Source organism: Treponema sp. HNW, from assembly GCF_050320395.1.
Lineage (GTDB): Bacteria > Spirochaetota > Spirochaetia > Treponematales > Treponemataceae > Treponema_C.
On sequence record NZ_CP144459.1, the window covers coordinates 2,090,923 to 2,106,803 of the forward strand.

The window sequence follows — 15,881 nt, forward strand, 5'->3', positions numbered from 1 at the left end:
CAATACATGGATTATAAACAAGCGGGAGTTGACGTACACGAGGGTTACCGCGCCGTCGAAAAATACAAGGCCGAAGTAAAGCGTACCCTTATTCCGGGTGTTTTAAACGGTATCGGCGGCTTTGCGGGCATGTTCGAAGTTCCGAAAGGCTACAAAGAGCCGGTTATGGTTTCCGGAACCGACGGTGTGGGAACCAAACTCGATATAGCCTTTGCCCTTAAAAAATACGATACGGTCGGTATAGACTGCGTGGCCATGTGCGTAAACGATATTTTATGCTGCGGCGCACGTCCCCTGTACTTTTTGGATTATATCGCATGCGGCGCCTTGGATTCGTCGGTCGCCGCCGATTTGGTAAAAGGAATTGCCGACGGCTGCGTGCAATCCGGCTGCGCCCTTTTGGGCGGCGAAACGGCGGAAATGCCCGGCTTTTACGATAAGGGAAAATACGATATAGCGGGCTTCAGCGTCGGAATCGCCGAAAAAGCTCATATTATAAGCGGAGAAAAGATAAGCGAGGGGGATGTACTTATCGGCCTTGAGTCAAGCGGGGTGCATTCAAACGGCTTTTCTCTGGTGCGCCGCCTCGTAAAAGATTTCGAGCGCCCCTTCGGAACTTCTTCCATAGGTCTTACGCTTTTGGAGCCGACGCGCATTTACGTTAAACCCGTCCTCGATTTGTTGGACAAACTCGACAATCATTCAACAGCGGCGGTGCGCGGCATGGTGCATATTACGGGCGGCGGCTTTTACGAAAACATTCCGCGCATGTTTACCGCAGCGGATGCTGTCCGCCGAAGTCAAGGTAAAGCCTCCCTGTGCGCCCGCATACGCAAAGACAGCTGGCCGGTACTGCCGATATTCGATGAACTGGTTAAGCTCGGCGCCGACGCGGACAAGATGTTTTATACTTTTAATATGGGAATCGGCTTTGTGCTTGCCCTTTCGCCCGATTATGAAACAAGGGCGCTTGAGTTTTTTAAAGAATGCGGCATTGCAGCCTATAGTATCGGAAAAGTTGATGTATCGGGTGCGGCCGATTCAGGTGCCGGCGCTTCACGTGCGAAGGCGCCGGCGGCTCTGAGGCAGGAAGAGGCGGTTTTATTTGAATAAGGACTTTAAAAATGGATAGAGCAGCCGAAAATCGGTTGTCCGAAAATGCCGTGCATAAACCGAACAAAGCATGCAAAACGGCCGTCCTCGTATCCGGCGGCGGCACAAACCTGCAAGCTTTAATCGATTACGAAAAAACGCAGGCGCCCTGCCCCTACCGCATTGAAGCCGTGTTCAGCGACACAAAAAAAGCTTATGCCATTGAGCGCGCATGCAAGGCGGGAATCCGTACTGAAATCGTAAGCCCCTATGCGATTCTCGGCGCACAAGGGGCGGCACAAGCTTCCAAAAACGAAAAACGGCAAGCCGTATCGAAGCGCATACTTGCATTATGTAAAGAGCGCGGAATAGAACTCATCGTTTTGGCGGGCTTTTTAACCGTTTTAAGCGGCAAGCTGATTGACGAATATGAAGGGCGAATTATAAACCTCCATCCCGCCCTTTTACCCGATTTCGGCGGAGAAGGCATGTGGGGGCATCACGTTCATGAGGCGGTGCTCGCATCGGGTAAAAAGGAGTCGGGCTGTACCGTTCACTTTGTCAATTCCGGCTGCGACACGGGAAAAATCATTTTGCAAAAAAAAATTCCCGTTTTGCCCGGCGACACACCCGAAACCCTTGCCGCCCGCCTTGCACCCGAAGAACACAAGGCTATAGTCGAAGCGGTATGTATGGCTGCAAAGGCGCTTTGCATATAAGCAGTACCGACAATGGAGCTGTCGAAAAATAAACATTTTTTGACAGCTCTAACCGCTATTTTAAAAGTGACGGAATAAATAAGACACTTTGAGGGATAAAAGTAACCACTAACAGAACGACGATCATTGCCGCAAGCGGAAAGCGGATTTCACGGATAACTTCTTTCAAAGGCGTACCGCTTATATTTGACGTAATGAATAGAAGCATTCCGAACGGAGGTGTTGATAAGCCGATCATCATATTCAGCGTCACCATAACACCGAAATGCACAAGGTCAATGCCTAAAGCCGAAGCCAGAGGTATAAGAATCGGAACAAAAATCAATTGAATACAGGATGTATCGATAAACATTCCCAAGATGAGAATCATAACATTGACAATAATTAAAAATATATATTTGTTATCCGTCAAGCCGAGTACAAAATGTCCGAGAGAAACACCGATTTGTTCTTTTGCAACGATAAATGAAATAACGGCTGCAGCGCCTACCATTAAACTCACACCGCCGGTATCTTTAACGGTGTCATAAACCACTTTTTTAAAATCATGAAAACCCAAACTTTTATAAGCAAAAATCGATATAAGGATTGCATATAAGCCCGCAACGGCACCCGCTTCAGTCGGTGTCATAACACCTGTATAAATCCCAAGCAATAAAATCACCGGTGTAAGCAAAGAAGGAAGAGATTGTAAGCCGAAGGCTATAAAATCTCTAAGAGGCATTTGTACGCCTTGAGGATAGTGCCGCTTTTTGGAAACAATCATAACATATATTCCCAAAGCAAACGCAATTAGTAATCCGGGCAGAGTCCCTCCTAAAAACAACTCACCGACCGATGTGTTTGAAAACATTGCATATATAACAAGAGGAATGGAAGGAGGAAAGATGGGGCCGATCGTCGCCGAAGCGGCCGTTATTGCACAGCTGAATCCGTCATCATACCCCTCTTCACGCATTGCCGCTATTTCCATTTTGCCCAAGCCGGAAGCATCGGCTATCGCCGAACCGGTCATTCCCGAAAAGATAACCGAAGCTACTATATTCACATGTCCTAATCCCCCATGGCGTTTACCTACAAGAGCATTTGCAAATTTGAATACCATTGCGGTAATTTTTCCGCTGTTCATAATATTGGCGGTAAAAATAAAAAGCGGAACGGCAATCAAAACATAATTGGAATATAATTGATTCATAACCTGATTTGCAACTAAAGTCAGTTTTAACCCGCTGAATAAAAAATAATACAGTCCGGCGGCAAGCATACCCAGCGAAATAGGCATCTTTAATATAAAAATCAATACAAAAACAATAATGGCGGCCAATAGAGGAAAACTCATTTTATACCCCCTTGTAATTTGATATCGTTATTTTTTTTAAAAAGCCGGCCCAAAGCGGTATCCTCATCTCTATCTATTAAGAAAACATCCTCGCCGCGCTTCATGGATAACAAGGTTTCCAGCAATTCAACCGTTTGATAAAAAATCACGGATAAAAGCAATATTAAAAACGGTGCAAACACAATGTTCATACCGAGCTTTAAAACGGAAGTTTTTTGAAAGGACATAAAACGAATAAAGGAAAATGAGGGTTTGAGCATTATTAAAAAAGCTGCAATGATAATAAGATTGCCGCACATGCTCAAAATATATTTAAAAGGTGCCTTAACCGAATCATATACAAGGGTAAAAATAACATGAGTCTGTTTACGTGCAGCATAACAAGCTCCTAATGTTACAATATAACAAAAACAAATCAGTGTACATTCCATTGTCCATGTAAGGGGACTCTTCAATATATATCTGAAAAAAATCTGAAGCACAAAAACAATAAACATCAGCACAAAAACCAGAGACGGTATATAAACTTCAAATATATCCCGAATAACACGTATAACCGTTTTAAGCATTTTCATATCCGAATCCTTTATATTATAATAAAAGGCTGTTTTGAAATATATCAAAGCAGCCTTTTAATGTATAATTATGACTACATCATTATTTTGCTTTTCTTATTTGATCAAGCAATTGTAAATCCCACTCCTTAGTAAACGCTTTATCCGATAAATAAGCATCAAGAACCGTTTTTTGGAAAGCGGCCAAATCGGCGTAATAAACCTTTAACCCCTTACCTTCAAGAAAGGTAATAGCTTCTTTTTCCCTATTCAGGTTTTGTTCATCACAAACTTTTTTGCCGGCTAATACGGCTTCCATTACCCATGCCTTTTGCTGGTCGGTCAAAGATTTCCACTTGGCACTGTTTATTGTCGGCCATACCGAGTCAACCAGGTGATTGGTGACGGAAATTGATTTGGTAACTTCATAAAATTTTGCGTTTATAACCGTAGGAAGCGGGTTTTCCTGTCCGTCTATTGTTTTAGACTGCAGAGCCAAATACAATTCGGAAAAAGCAAGCGGTGTAGGATTTGCCCCCATCGCCTTACCCAATTTAATCCAGCTTTCCGATCCGGGCATACGCAAATTGACACCTTTTAAATCGGCAGGCGTTTTTATAGCCTTATCGGCAATCAGGTTGATTTGTCTGGTACCCAAATAATAGGCCGCTAAGGGTAAGACACCCTGTTCTTTTTCAATGCGGGCAAAGGCGCTTTTGCCTATTTCGCCGTTTAAGATCTTGGTCATCTGCTCATATCCGGAAAACACATAACCGGCACTGAACATGGAAACCCATGGAGAGTTTTCGGCTAACCAGCTTGCACTTAAGTATACAATATCGGCATCGCCCGATTTTACCGCAGCAACTTCCGCATCCTGTTTGAACAATGTTCCCTGGTTGTAATATTCAACCTTCATCGTACCGCCGGAAACCTGTTCCAACACGCGTTTGAATTCAAGCGCTCCCTTGTCATGTGCATCGGAAGGCGTACAGTTCGTCGAATAAATGAGTGTTACCGGTTTACCCGCATCTTTTGCCCCTCCTGCAAATACCGCACAGGCCAAAACAAACACACTCAACACACTTACAATTTTTTTCATATCAACCTCCTGAAACTATACCTTATCTTTGCATGGGCAAGTCAAGCTCGCCGCGCAAAGCCGTTTCCCTTTTTAATTGCCGCAAAACCTTGTCTTTTTCTTCTTCGCTTAAAAGATCCCGCGATTTACTCCGCGTAAAAACGGAAGCATTGTATCCCTTTAATTGCAAATAATATTTTGCATTAACGGGATACGAAACCTTTTCTATCAAGCTCATCTCAAAAAGTTCTTTTTGCACATAGTCGGCTTTTTCGTCATCCATATGCGAACAAAGCCACTTATACAAGTCTATGTGAAAATTCCCCATGACGCCGTTATAGCCCGTATAACCGCAGCGCAGTGAATGAAGCAGGGTTTCCGTATTCGCATTATAGAGTTTAAGCTGCGTACCTTCGGTAAGTTTTACACGGCGTGTTTGTACCTCGGCATTACAGGACACATCTTTTAAAAAGCGTATCCTGCCCGTTTTTGCACACCATATAAGTTCTTCATCCGAAAGTAAGCGTAACGACGGATAGGGACATTCATACAGGCCGAAAACGGTATTCGGCAATGCATCCAAAATCGCCTGTGTATTTCTTTTAAATATTTCAAATCCCTCGTTTTTCGGGTCCAAACGGTTTGTTACCAAAACCAGAGCATCCGCCCCGACGGTATTAAGTTGTTTTAAATCCGAAATCTGTTCTTCCAAAGCGTCTGCCGTGTGCCCCGAAACAACCAGTGAAACATCGGAGCCTATTTCTTCTTTTACAAGCCGGGCCAACTTTACTTTTTCTTCGATGCTTAAAAAAAACATTTCCGAAGATTGGCAAACCGCAAAAATACCGCCGCTTCCCATATCGGCCAATCTTTTGGCCGCAAGCCTGTTTAAGCTTTCGTCAAGTTTACCGTCCGGGGTAAACAAGGTTATCATGGTCGGCCACGCACCGCCGTTGATTTTAAATTCCACCTTAGCCTCTTTGTACCATCGTTCTCTAATAGAGAACAAAGTTTTCTATTAAAATATATTATATCAGGAATTCGGATTTGTCAAGTTTTTTTATATAAATATAATCGGACTAAAAAAGACTTTTGAGCTCACGGGTTGCATTGGTTAAGATTCCCAAGTACCGTCGGATTTTCCTTTTATCAAAATTAAAAACGGGGCCGGAAATACTGATTCCCCCCACAATGGATCCGTTTTTTGCAAATATGGGAATTCCCATACAGGTTATGCCTATTTCATGTTCTTCATTGTCAAGAGCATATCCGTTTTTCCGTATCCGCTCCAATTCGGTTTGTAAAGATTCTTTATCGGTAATTGTATACTCGGTAAAACGGGGGCGCGGCAGTTTAAGTATACGCTGCACATCATTTTCCGGCATAAATGCAAGCATAGCTTTGCCCAACGAAGTACAATAATACGGTGCGGTTTCTCCGATAATGATGCGATAGGGAACGGGATCGGTTTTTCCCGGCGGATAAGCGCTGTTCAAATAAAAAATCCGTTCCTTTTGCGGAATTGCAAAATATGTAATAAAAGACAGTTCGCGCGAGACATAGGAAATAATATCATAGACGGCTTTTTGATATGTCAATGTTTTATTTATAACATAGGTATATTCCAAAAGTTTAAAGCCGAGCCGATAACGCTTACTTTCTTTATCCTGCTCCAAATAACCTTTTTTTTCAAAGGTCGAAACGATATTATGTACATTGCTTTTATTCAAATTTAACTTTTCGGCAATCTGTGCAATACCCAATTCCGGCGAGGCGGAATCAAAACATTCCAAAACCGTAAGCGCCTTTTCCAAAGATTTTACCTTTGCCTCGGGGTTTCCGCCTTCAAAGTCCGTTTTTTTCTTTGCCTTCATATACCGTCCTTTTCATATATTATCGCCGCAGTTTTTCGATGCCTTCCAGTGTATTTTACAGAGGCCCTCTTTGTCAATCAAAAAAACTAAGCCGGAATAAGGGTTTATTGCTTTATTGAAAATTCCGTGCTATACTTTCTATGGAAAAGCCATAATGACGACACCCTGCAAAAATGTATTAAATAAATTTCATAAACTGCATGCCCGTACTCAAGAATTGCTTGTTTTATTAATTTTATCTATTGTTCCTATTCTGATAATTACAGCCTTGATTTATGGAATCTTTTATAAGAGAATGCAAAATCAAATCAGACGTGATACATCAAATATTATCAACCAAATATCATATGCAACGGATATCATTACAAATCAATTGGAAGCCATTTCTACCACTTTAATTTATACAGAGCGCATACAAAACTACCTGCACAACATATATATGGAGCAAAAGATCTCCCGAGCAGATATATTCACTGTTGAACAGGGTATCGCAATTTTTTATGACAATACATATATGCGAAATATTACGGTTTACGATATCAATTATAACTCTGTACAGTTTCCTATAGAAGTGTCAAATAATTCAAAAAAACTCATTCAAGACCATACATATGACACATTTTCTCATCGTCCGATTTGGACTCTGGACGGCAAAAACCGTTTAATACATTTAATACGACCTATTGAAAGTTCAAGAAATTTCACACTATTAGGTTTTTTGGATATTGTCCTATATCCTGAAGCATTAAAAAAACAATTCACTCAAATAGATTTCGATCAAAAAGGAAAACTTATTCTTTTGGATGAACACATGATTCCTATCACAGGTACATTGGAACAATTGCCTGAGAATATTACCGCCAATATAACTGCAAATTCCGGAAGCTTCATAACCAGAATAAGTAAGAAAGAAAGTTATTTTGTATTCTATCAAAAATCATCGATTACACATTGGACTACCGTAGGTTTGATTGCCCGTCAAACATTCTATAGTGACATAAAACAAATTATGCTTATAGTTTTTATATTCATACTTTCAATCATTAGTACAGCTATTTATTTCTCTTTTATGTTTTCTCACTATTCGGTAGAAAGGGTAAATCGTCTCACCACGGCAATGGAGCACTTTTCCAAAGGGCATCTGACTACTTATCTGGAGCCTGATGATAATCCGGAATTCGGTGAAGTATGCAATCACTTCAACAATATGGTCAAGCAAATTAATGATCTAATAAATTCAAAATATCGCTCCGAATTGTTAAAACAAAAAGCGGAATTGAAGATGTTACAAGCACAAATTAATCCCCATTTTTTATATAATACTTTAAATGTAATGTACTGGAAAGCAGAAATCTCCTCTCAAAAAGATATAGCACAGATGATTCTTTCTTTAGCAAATTTATTACGTACGAGCATGAATCGCAATATAGATTTTGTTACTCTAAAAGAAGAAATTGCAAACATAAATGATTATCTGTATATTCAGCGAATACGATTTCAAGAAAAAGTTACTGTAAAGATTTGCATCCCTAAATCAATAGAGATGTATATGCTTCCAAAGTTAATCTTACAGCCGGTTATAGAAAATGCGTTTGTTCACGGAATGGAACCTAAAGCCGGAAACGGGACTATCACAATATCGGCAGAAGAAATAAAAGATGATTTACTTCTAATAATTACTGACGACGGAGTCGGAATAGACAAAGCAATACTAAAAACACTCCTAACCAAGCATCCGGAAAAAGGTTGTCAAGGTTTATATAATGTCCACAAGCGTATACAATTATACTATGGGATGAAATATGGTGTATCTATAAAATCTTCATCTACAGAAGGGACAAGCGTAATGATAAAATTATCAAAAAGGAGAAAAAAATATGTACCGCGTTCTTCTGGTAGATGATGAGCCTATCGTACTTGAAGGTATGCGAATATTCCCATGGGATAAAGAAAATTGCGTCCCGGTCGGAGAAGCACTCGATGGAATCACCGGACTTGAAATGGTACAAAGCCTGTCCCCGGATATTATCTTTACGGACATTCGTATGCCGGGGCTGGACGGTCTTGAATTTGCAGACAAGGTACACCGATTAAAACCGGAAACAATTATTTTAATATTAACCGGACATTCGGAATTTTCATATGCTCAAAAAGCTTTACACATTGGAGTATTTGACTTTTTATTAAAGCCGATCAGCTTTGATACGCTGCATACTACATTAAAGCGTGTATGTACGGTTCTGAATAAACGACAACAAGAACAACAGTACACGGAACAACTATCCGCTAAATTAAGACAGATATTACCCATAGTGCATGAACAAATACTAATTGATAACCTACAAAGAAAATTCGACCCCCAAAAACATAACATAAGCTTAGATTCTTTCTGCAAAGAGTTATTTGTCATTGCAGTTATAAGAGGGGATAACATCAAGACATTAGAAGCATATGTACTGAAAGATATTCTTTCGGAAAAAATCAAAAACATAGATAAAAGTTGCATTATCTTATCGGAATTAGAGCAACACATAGTCCTTTTCAGATTTCCTTATGAAAAGGACCGGTCAGATTGTCAAAAAAAAGTAAAAAAAATATTGGAAGATATTCAACTATACGTATGGAAAAAATATAAAATTTCTTTTTCAGCCGGTATCAGCCTCGCAAATGATGATTTTTTCCGTTTGGCATTTTTGAAACAACAGGCCCTTGAAATATTGCAAAAAAATCAACTGATAAAAAAGAATAGTATCTCTGTTTTCGAATATGGTACAATCTCATCCTTGGCCTCATCAAAAATCGAGCATGCAAAAAATCAATTATGTGCCGCACTATTAACACGGCGGGAAAAAATAATTTGTGAGGCGTTTGACAAAATGACTTCAATAATTCAGACAAATATAGATGATACCATACAAATTCGTAATACGCTTTATAATATTCGCTTGGAAATATTTTCTTTAGTGAATAAAAAGGATACATATATATCTACAGACAACTTATCAGATAAAAATATCCAAGAATATATTTCGGCAATGAAAGAAGAGATACTTACACTCTTATATTCTCTACAAAATCAAGATCTGAACACGCAAAAAGAGGTTGAAATTGTCGTTTCAAATTATATTAAAGAACACTATGCAGAAAATATTTCTTTAACTACTCTCTCCGAGACACTTTGTTACAGCACCGCTTATTTATCACGATTAATAAAAAAGCACTGTAAACAAAATTTTATGACAATGCTGACAAATAAAAGGTTGGAAAAAGCAAAAGAACTGCTCATTGCCGATACCGAATCGATTGCTTGCATAGCCCAAAAAGTCGGATACAATAACACGGGATATTTTATCACGGCTTTTAATAAGCATGTCGGATGTACACCTGCGGATTATCGCTTGTCAAATTCAAAAATTTGATAAAATATTGTCCTATCGATGACAAATCAGACAAATAGTTAAAATTGCATATTCACACAAAGCGCCTTATAATTAAATAACTATAAACTTATTTCTAAGGAGGAAAATAGTTATGCTGAAAAGAGTATGGCTTGTGGTAATCAGCATTTTGGCCTTTAGCTTATTGCACGCGAACGGTTCGAAGGAGTCCGATAGTAGTTCGACAAAAAAAGAAAAAAATGAAACCGAAATTACTATGTGGTATCAGGAAAATAAAGTAATGGTTCCTGCCTTTAAGAAAAGAGTTGAAGACTTTAACGAAACTTATAAGGGTAAATATCACTTAACAATTTCATTTATTCCTCGCGGCACAGCCTATGCATACGAGGACAAAGTTAATTCGGCAGCCTTTACCAATCAATTGCCCGATTTACTTGCAATGGATGGGCCTAATATTGCCAATTATGCTGCAAATGGCATCATACTTCCTCTCGATGATTATATTACACCGGAGAGCAAATCCGATCTAATGCCTTCAATCGTTATCCAAGGTACTTATAACCATCATTTGTATGCTATAGGCTTGAATGAATCGTCCTGTGCGTTACTCTACAATAAAGACATTTTCCAAGCAAATAACTTTAGGATCCCTAAAAATATCGATGACGCTTATACGTGGGAAGAAGTTTATAAAATGGCAAAAAAGATATCTACCCCTAATTGTGTAGGAATCAAGCTGATCATGAATAAGGGAGAAGGAATTCCCTACGGTCTATCTTCGTTTTGGGATATGAATGGTGCCTCTTTTACCAGTCCGGACGGTAGTAGATGCGATGGATTCCTTAACAGTAAAAAAGGTATTGAGGCGGCAGCATATTTACAACGTTTTTTTCTGGAAGGCTTGGCAAATATAGATCCTTCTCCTACGGAATTTCAAGACGGTAAAAGTGCAATGTGGATTGCAAACTCAGGCGGTCTTAAGGGAATTCTCAAGAGTTATCCGGACTTCCCGATCGGAGTTACTTATTACCCCGTAACTAATGATCGCTCTGCTGCATCTCCTTGCGGCAGTTGGGCCCTTGGTATATCGAAAAACGTCAAAAATATTGAGGCGGCCAAAGTAGCGTTAGAATTTATGACCAATGCGGAATCGACATTAGCGTACAGCACGGAAGGAGGATATCCCCCGTCTCGCCGTTCAAATTATACAAATAATGCTATGTGGAGCACAATGCCATTTAAGATATTTTCGGAAGAATTGTTTTCGAGTGCGGTTCCCCGCCCTAGGACTCCGGTCTATACGGTTTTATCTCCTAAATTTTCGGAAACATTTTTAGATATCTGCTCGGGAGCAGACCCCAAAGAGAGCTTGGATGCGCTCGCAAAATATGTAGATGCGGAATATACACGCTTCCAAAGTGCAAATAAATAATATTCGGTTAACATACGGAATGTCCGCATTCCGTATGTTTCACCTCTATAGCTGTTTATAAAATATGCAAAATATTAGTTTTGAATCTGATGATTATAAAGGATTAGCTGTATTCGGAACACGAATATCGAATTCAGAGCAATGCAGCCTAATACTACAAGATGATAAAAATACGAGCCTCCTCAAAACAATAACCTCAGAAACATTTATGTTTCATTTTGAAATAAATACGAATGTGCATTACCGGCTCACATTCGAGAATGCAAATGCAAATCTTGTATATTTAGATACAGGAGCGAAAATGTTGAATAGGGGTATTAAATTCTTAACTGAGGTAAAATACAATCAGTTATATCGAAATCGCTATCACTTTTCGCCGCCGGTAGGGTGGATGAATGATCCGAACGGTCTTGTATTTTACAAAGATAAGGTTCATTTATTTTATCAATTTAATCCTTTTTCACAAATATGGGGAAATATGCATTGGGGACATGCTGTCAGCACGGATCTCATACATTGGACACATCTGCCCGTTGTTTTTTACCCACAGCCCGAATTACAAGATCGCAAGAATTTAAGAGGAGGAGCATTTTCCGGCAGCGCAATAGTTAAAAATGACTTACTGCATGTTTTCTTTACTCGCCACTATGGAGCCTTCGATCGTTCTTGGGCAAAAGAATGGCAGGTAAAAGCGACAAGTTCAGACGGAATCATATTTGAAAATGAGCACACCGTGTTAACGGCTGATGTAGAGGGGATTGAACACGACTTTCGGGACCCTAAAATATTCGCTTATGAAAATCACTATCTGATGGTTATCGGTGGAAAACGATACGGACATCCGGTTGTATTTCTATACCGATCAGACAATACCGAGCATTGGGATTTTGTATCGGTTTTATATGAAGAAACCGACATAAAATATGCAGTTGCCGAATGCCCTGACTTTTTTTTGCTGGATGGAAAATGGGTTTTAATTGTCGGCTTTATTAATGAAAATGCGAGAATAAAGGAACCAAGAGATGTAAAATACCTTACAGGTGAATTTAATGGTACCACATTTAAGACTGAACATTCCGGTTTGCTGGATTACGGTAAAGATTTTTATGCCCCGCAAACTTTTTTATATAAAAACAGAAGAATATGTTTTGGCTGGAATAGCGATCCCCGTGGTATATATCGTCCGCAGCCGGCAAGTGCTAACGGGACCCTATCTCTTCCTCGTGAGTTGCACATAGAGCATGGAAGCCTTATACAGCAACCGGTGAAAGAAATATTTTATACGGTAAAAGAAAGTCCTACTTACACACTGCCGTTCTTTTTTAATTTTAAAATAAATAAGTCAAAAGATTTTACCATTACCATTTTATCCACACAGGAAGGAAAAGTTGTTCTCAAATATGCGAAGCAATTATTTTCGATCGAAGTTGCAAAAGCATCTTGCAACAATACATTCATATCTGATTTAAAACAATTGGAAGTTTTTGTTGATATATCACTCATGGAAATCTTTATTAATAACGGGAGCATGGTACTGACGCATAGATACTATCTTGAAGGGTACCCTAAAATTCTCCTTCAAATAGAATCCGAAACTAAAGATTATTATATAAAATCATCGAATATAAACGATATTTGGGAGAAGTACAGTGATAAAAAATAAAAACCTGTTAAAACAAACTCCGTTGCAATATGTATTGTTTTTTACTTTACCGGCAGTTTTTCTGCTGTTTTGCTTTTTATTGTTGCCGGTAGTATTTTCTTTCGGTTTCAGCTTTATGAATTTCAATATGCTGAAACCTCAAGCCGCTTTTTTTACAGGATTTGAAAACCATGTGCGTCTTTTAACGGATCCGACTTTTTATAAAGCACTAAAGAACACAGTCTATTTCACTGTAATTGTAGTTTTATATCAGGATTCACTGGCTTTTTTATTGGCACTTCTTGTTAAACGAAATATAAGAGGAATCGGTATTTTCAGGACGGCCTATTTTACCCCTCTGGTTACCTCGATTACCGTAGTTTCGATTCTATGGACTTTCATCTATAATCCGAATCCGACACAGGGATTATTAAATGCGTTACGTATTAAAATCGGCTTGGCCCCAAGTCAATTTCTCCATAATCCCAAAACTGCGATGAATTCAATTATCTTTATGTCCGGTTGGCATTCAGCCGGTTATCATATGATGATTCTTTTAGCAGGTTTACAAGCAATCCCTAATGAATTATATGAAGCGGCGGAAATAGACGGAGCCGGTCCTATACATCAGTTTTTGCATGTAACAATACCCGGCATCAAAAATGTATTAATTTTTGTTGTACAAGTTACCATGATATCGGCAATGAAACTATTTACACAACCTTATGTAATGACACAAGGAGGACCAAAAGAGTCAACAAAAACATTAACCTATTATATTTACCAACAAGGTTTCCAATTCAGGAATATCGGATACGCCTCAACAATTTCAATATTATTTTTTATTATTGTAGTAACACTATCGCTGACAATGAAACACATCATAAAGGAGAAATAGAAAAATTATGGCCCGAACAATAAGAAACAACTTATTTCTTTATATAATCAATGCTTTTTTAGGCCTCCTTTATATATCACCTTTGCTGTGGATGGTGGTTTCTTCACTTAAACCTGAAAGCAGAATCTTTGCGGATATGACTCGAGGTATAAAAGCCTTTTTACCGTTAGACTGTACTTTTGAAAACTATCACGAAGTATTTGTAAGAAGTAATTTACTGCGCTATATAGGAAACAGTATATTCTATGTTACAATATTGGTATTTTTGAGCATGCTGATAAATTCGATGTGTGGATATGCGTTGGCTAAATTTAATTTTAGAGGAAAAAATTTAATATTCACGCTCATCATTGCTCTTTTCGTATTACCGTTGGAAAGTATTATTTTATCCCTATATTGGATTGTCAATCGAATTGGCTGGAATGATTCCTATCGTGCATTAATTATACCCTTCATTGCAAAATGTTTTGATATATACCTCTTTAGACAATTTTTTCTTGACATCCCGGATGATTTAATTGAAGCTGCTGCTATAGATGGAGCCGGCCAAATTAAGATTTTTTTTCAACTTATTATTCCAATATCCGGTCCGGTTTTTGCAACCGTATTAATTTTGGATTGTGTCGCATATTGGTCTGATTTTATGTGGCCTCTGTTGGTAACGCTGTCTCCTGAAAAACGTACCGTTCAATTAGGCTTGCAAGCTTTTTTTACCGATCCGCCCATATATTACGGCCCTATTATGGCAGCTTTGGTTGTTTCGGTTATCCCGATGATTTTAATGTTTACTTTTTTTCAGAAATACTATGTACAGGGTATTACGGCTACAGGTATAAAAGGATAAATAAAACATACAGAATATAATATAAAGATTGATTTACTGCCTCAACAAAAGTCTTAAAGTAAAAAACTTTACAAATTATGACAGTTGAAAAATCCTCGCAGACCGCAGATAAACCGATAAAAACGTTTCTATTACGATTCTTGATATTTTTCATTTGACAGGTGCACATTCCCGTGCTAGAATAAATTCACGGTGGTAATACCACAAACGAAATATTTTTATATCATCGGATGTGAAAGAAAAGTCGGGAAAAGAAGCACGGTATGAGAACGGAAAAAGTACGAATAAAGAGTTCAAAAGAGCTTTTTATCGAGCATATGGAAGAAATGCTTTTAACGAACACGCTGCCTCCCGGTCAGCGCTTACCGTCCGAACGGGATTTGGCAGAAGAGACCGGGGTTTCCCGGCCGGTTATTCACGATGCCTTATCCGAATTGGGCGCACGGGGACTTATCAGCATTCGACCGAGACACGGCTGGATTGTAAACGATTTTGTAAAAGACGGCTCGCTTTCGATTTTAAACAGCTTGTACCGTTTTTCATCGAAAACGGCCGCCGCACAAATCGATGCCGATTTGGAAGCAATACGCCGGATTGTGTTAACCGAATCGCTCAAAAACTATTTTAAACGCAAAGCGCAAAACTGCGCAACCTTTGATTTGGCAGATAAGTTACATTGTATACAGAAAGAAAGCGAAAAAAAAAGTGTATCGAAAGAGGTTGATATAAAAGCCATTACCGAGCAGGATTTTTTATTTTACCGTACCCTTATCGAATCGGGCGGCAATGTCGTCTTTGTGCTTTTATTCAATTCATCAAAGGTTCTATATCATCAAAAGCTTGAAACTTTTTTTTTACGGCACCCGGAAAGCATTCTCTATGCGGCCGAAATGAAAAGAGAGCTTATCGATGCAATCCGCGGAGGAAAAGAAAAAAAGGCCCTTGAGCTTATCGACAGGATAACCTCATACAGTACCTATGAAAAAAAACGTAAACCGGAGAGGTAAC

General features: G+C 39.1%; 14 protein-coding genes. 9 read left to right on the forward strand and 5 right to left on the reverse strand.

Annotation, left to right across the window (positions count from 1 at the left end; all coding sequences use genetic code 11):
- Nucleotides 1-6 precede the first annotated feature (6 nt).
- Nucleotides 7-1,113 carry a phosphoribosylformylglycinamidine cyclo-ligase gene (purM, locus tag V1L52_RS09590; protein WP_428769115.1) on the forward strand — a complete coding sequence of 369 codons (1,107 nt, stop codon included), beginning with the start codon at nt 7-9 and terminating at the stop codon, nt 1,111-1,113.
- A gap of 11 nt (nt 1,114-1,124) precedes the next feature.
- The gene (gene purN / locus V1L52_RS09595; RefSeq protein ID WP_428769116.1) at nt 1,125-1,811 is read left to right on the forward strand and encodes a phosphoribosylglycinamide formyltransferase; all 687 of its coding nucleotides are present in this window, start codon (nt 1,125-1,127) and stop codon (nt 1,809-1,811) included.
- Nucleotides 1,812-1,866: 55 nt separating this feature from the next.
- On the opposite strand, the gene V1L52_RS09600 is transcribed toward purN, so the two are convergent.
- The 5 genes from V1L52_RS09600 to V1L52_RS09620 form a co-directional block, all read right to left on the reverse strand.
- Entirely contained in the window at nt 1,867-3,150 is a 1,284-nt protein-coding gene (locus V1L52_RS09600) for a TRAP transporter large permease (protein WP_428769118.1), read from the reverse strand.
- Nucleotides 3,147-3,725 carry a TRAP transporter small permease gene (locus V1L52_RS09605; protein WP_428769119.1) on the reverse strand — a complete coding sequence of 193 codons (579 nt, stop codon included), beginning with the start codon at nt 3,723-3,725 and terminating at the stop codon, nt 3,147-3,149. Before V1L52_RS09605 ends, V1L52_RS09600 begins: the two co-directional genes overlap by 4 nt.
- Before the next feature lie 82 nt (nt 3,726-3,807).
- Complete coding sequence (locus V1L52_RS09610; protein ID WP_428769121.1) at nt 3,808-4,806, reverse strand: sialic acid TRAP transporter substrate-binding protein SiaP; 999 nt, start codon at nt 4,804-4,806, stop codon at nt 3,808-3,810.
- A 22-nt stretch (nt 4,807-4,828) separates the two neighbouring features.
- Nucleotides 4,829-5,755 carry a dihydrodipicolinate synthase family protein gene (locus V1L52_RS09615; protein ID WP_428769122.1) on the reverse strand — a complete coding sequence of 309 codons (927 nt, stop codon included), beginning with the start codon at nt 5,753-5,755 and terminating at the stop codon, nt 4,829-4,831.
- A gap of 109 nt (nt 5,756-5,864) precedes the next feature.
- Entirely contained in the window at nt 5,865-6,659 is a 795-nt protein-coding gene (locus V1L52_RS09620) for an IclR family transcriptional regulator (protein ID WP_428769124.1), read from the reverse strand.
- A 154-nt stretch (nt 6,660-6,813) separates the two neighbouring features.
- On the opposite strand from V1L52_RS09620, the gene V1L52_RS09625 reads away from it, so the two are divergent.
- The 7 genes from V1L52_RS09625 to V1L52_RS09655 all read left to right on the forward strand — a co-directional run bounded on the left by V1L52_RS09625 (nt 6,814) and on the right by V1L52_RS09655 (nt 15,880).
- Entirely contained in the window at nt 6,814-8,562 is a 1,749-nt protein-coding gene (locus V1L52_RS09625) for a cache domain-containing sensor histidine kinase (RefSeq protein WP_428769125.1), read from the forward strand.
- On the forward strand, nt 8,537-10,078 hold the full coding sequence (locus V1L52_RS09630) for a response regulator transcription factor (protein WP_428769127.1): 1,542 nt from the start codon (nt 8,537-8,539) through the stop codon (nt 10,076-10,078). The genes V1L52_RS09625 and V1L52_RS09630 overlap by 26 nt, the downstream gene beginning before the upstream one ends.
- Before the next feature lie 112 nt (nt 10,079-10,190).
- Nucleotides 10,191-11,489 (forward strand): extracellular solute-binding protein, encoded by a 1,299-nt coding sequence (locus tag V1L52_RS09635; protein ID WP_428769129.1) that lies wholly within the window; start codon nt 10,191-10,193, stop codon nt 11,487-11,489.
- A 64-nt stretch (nt 11,490-11,553) separates the two neighbouring features.
- Nucleotides 11,554-13,152, forward strand: a complete 1,599-nt coding sequence (locus V1L52_RS09640) for a GH32 C-terminal domain-containing protein (protein ID WP_428769131.1) — start codon at nt 11,554-11,556, stop codon at nt 13,150-13,152.
- On the forward strand, nt 13,139-14,029 hold the full coding sequence (locus V1L52_RS09645; protein WP_428769133.1) for a carbohydrate ABC transporter permease: 891 nt from the start codon (nt 13,139-13,141) through the stop codon (nt 14,027-14,029). The genes V1L52_RS09640 and V1L52_RS09645 overlap by 14 nt, the downstream gene beginning before the upstream one ends.
- Nucleotides 14,030-14,036: 7 nt before the next feature.
- Complete coding sequence (locus tag V1L52_RS09650; protein WP_428769135.1) at nt 14,037-14,873, forward strand: carbohydrate ABC transporter permease; 837 nt, start codon at nt 14,037-14,039, stop codon at nt 14,871-14,873.
- A 263-nt stretch (nt 14,874-15,136) separates the two neighbouring features.
- Entirely contained in the window at nt 15,137-15,880 is a 744-nt protein-coding gene (locus tag V1L52_RS09655) for a FadR/GntR family transcriptional regulator (protein ID WP_428769137.1), read from the forward strand.
- Nucleotide 15,881: the final 1 nt, after the last annotated feature.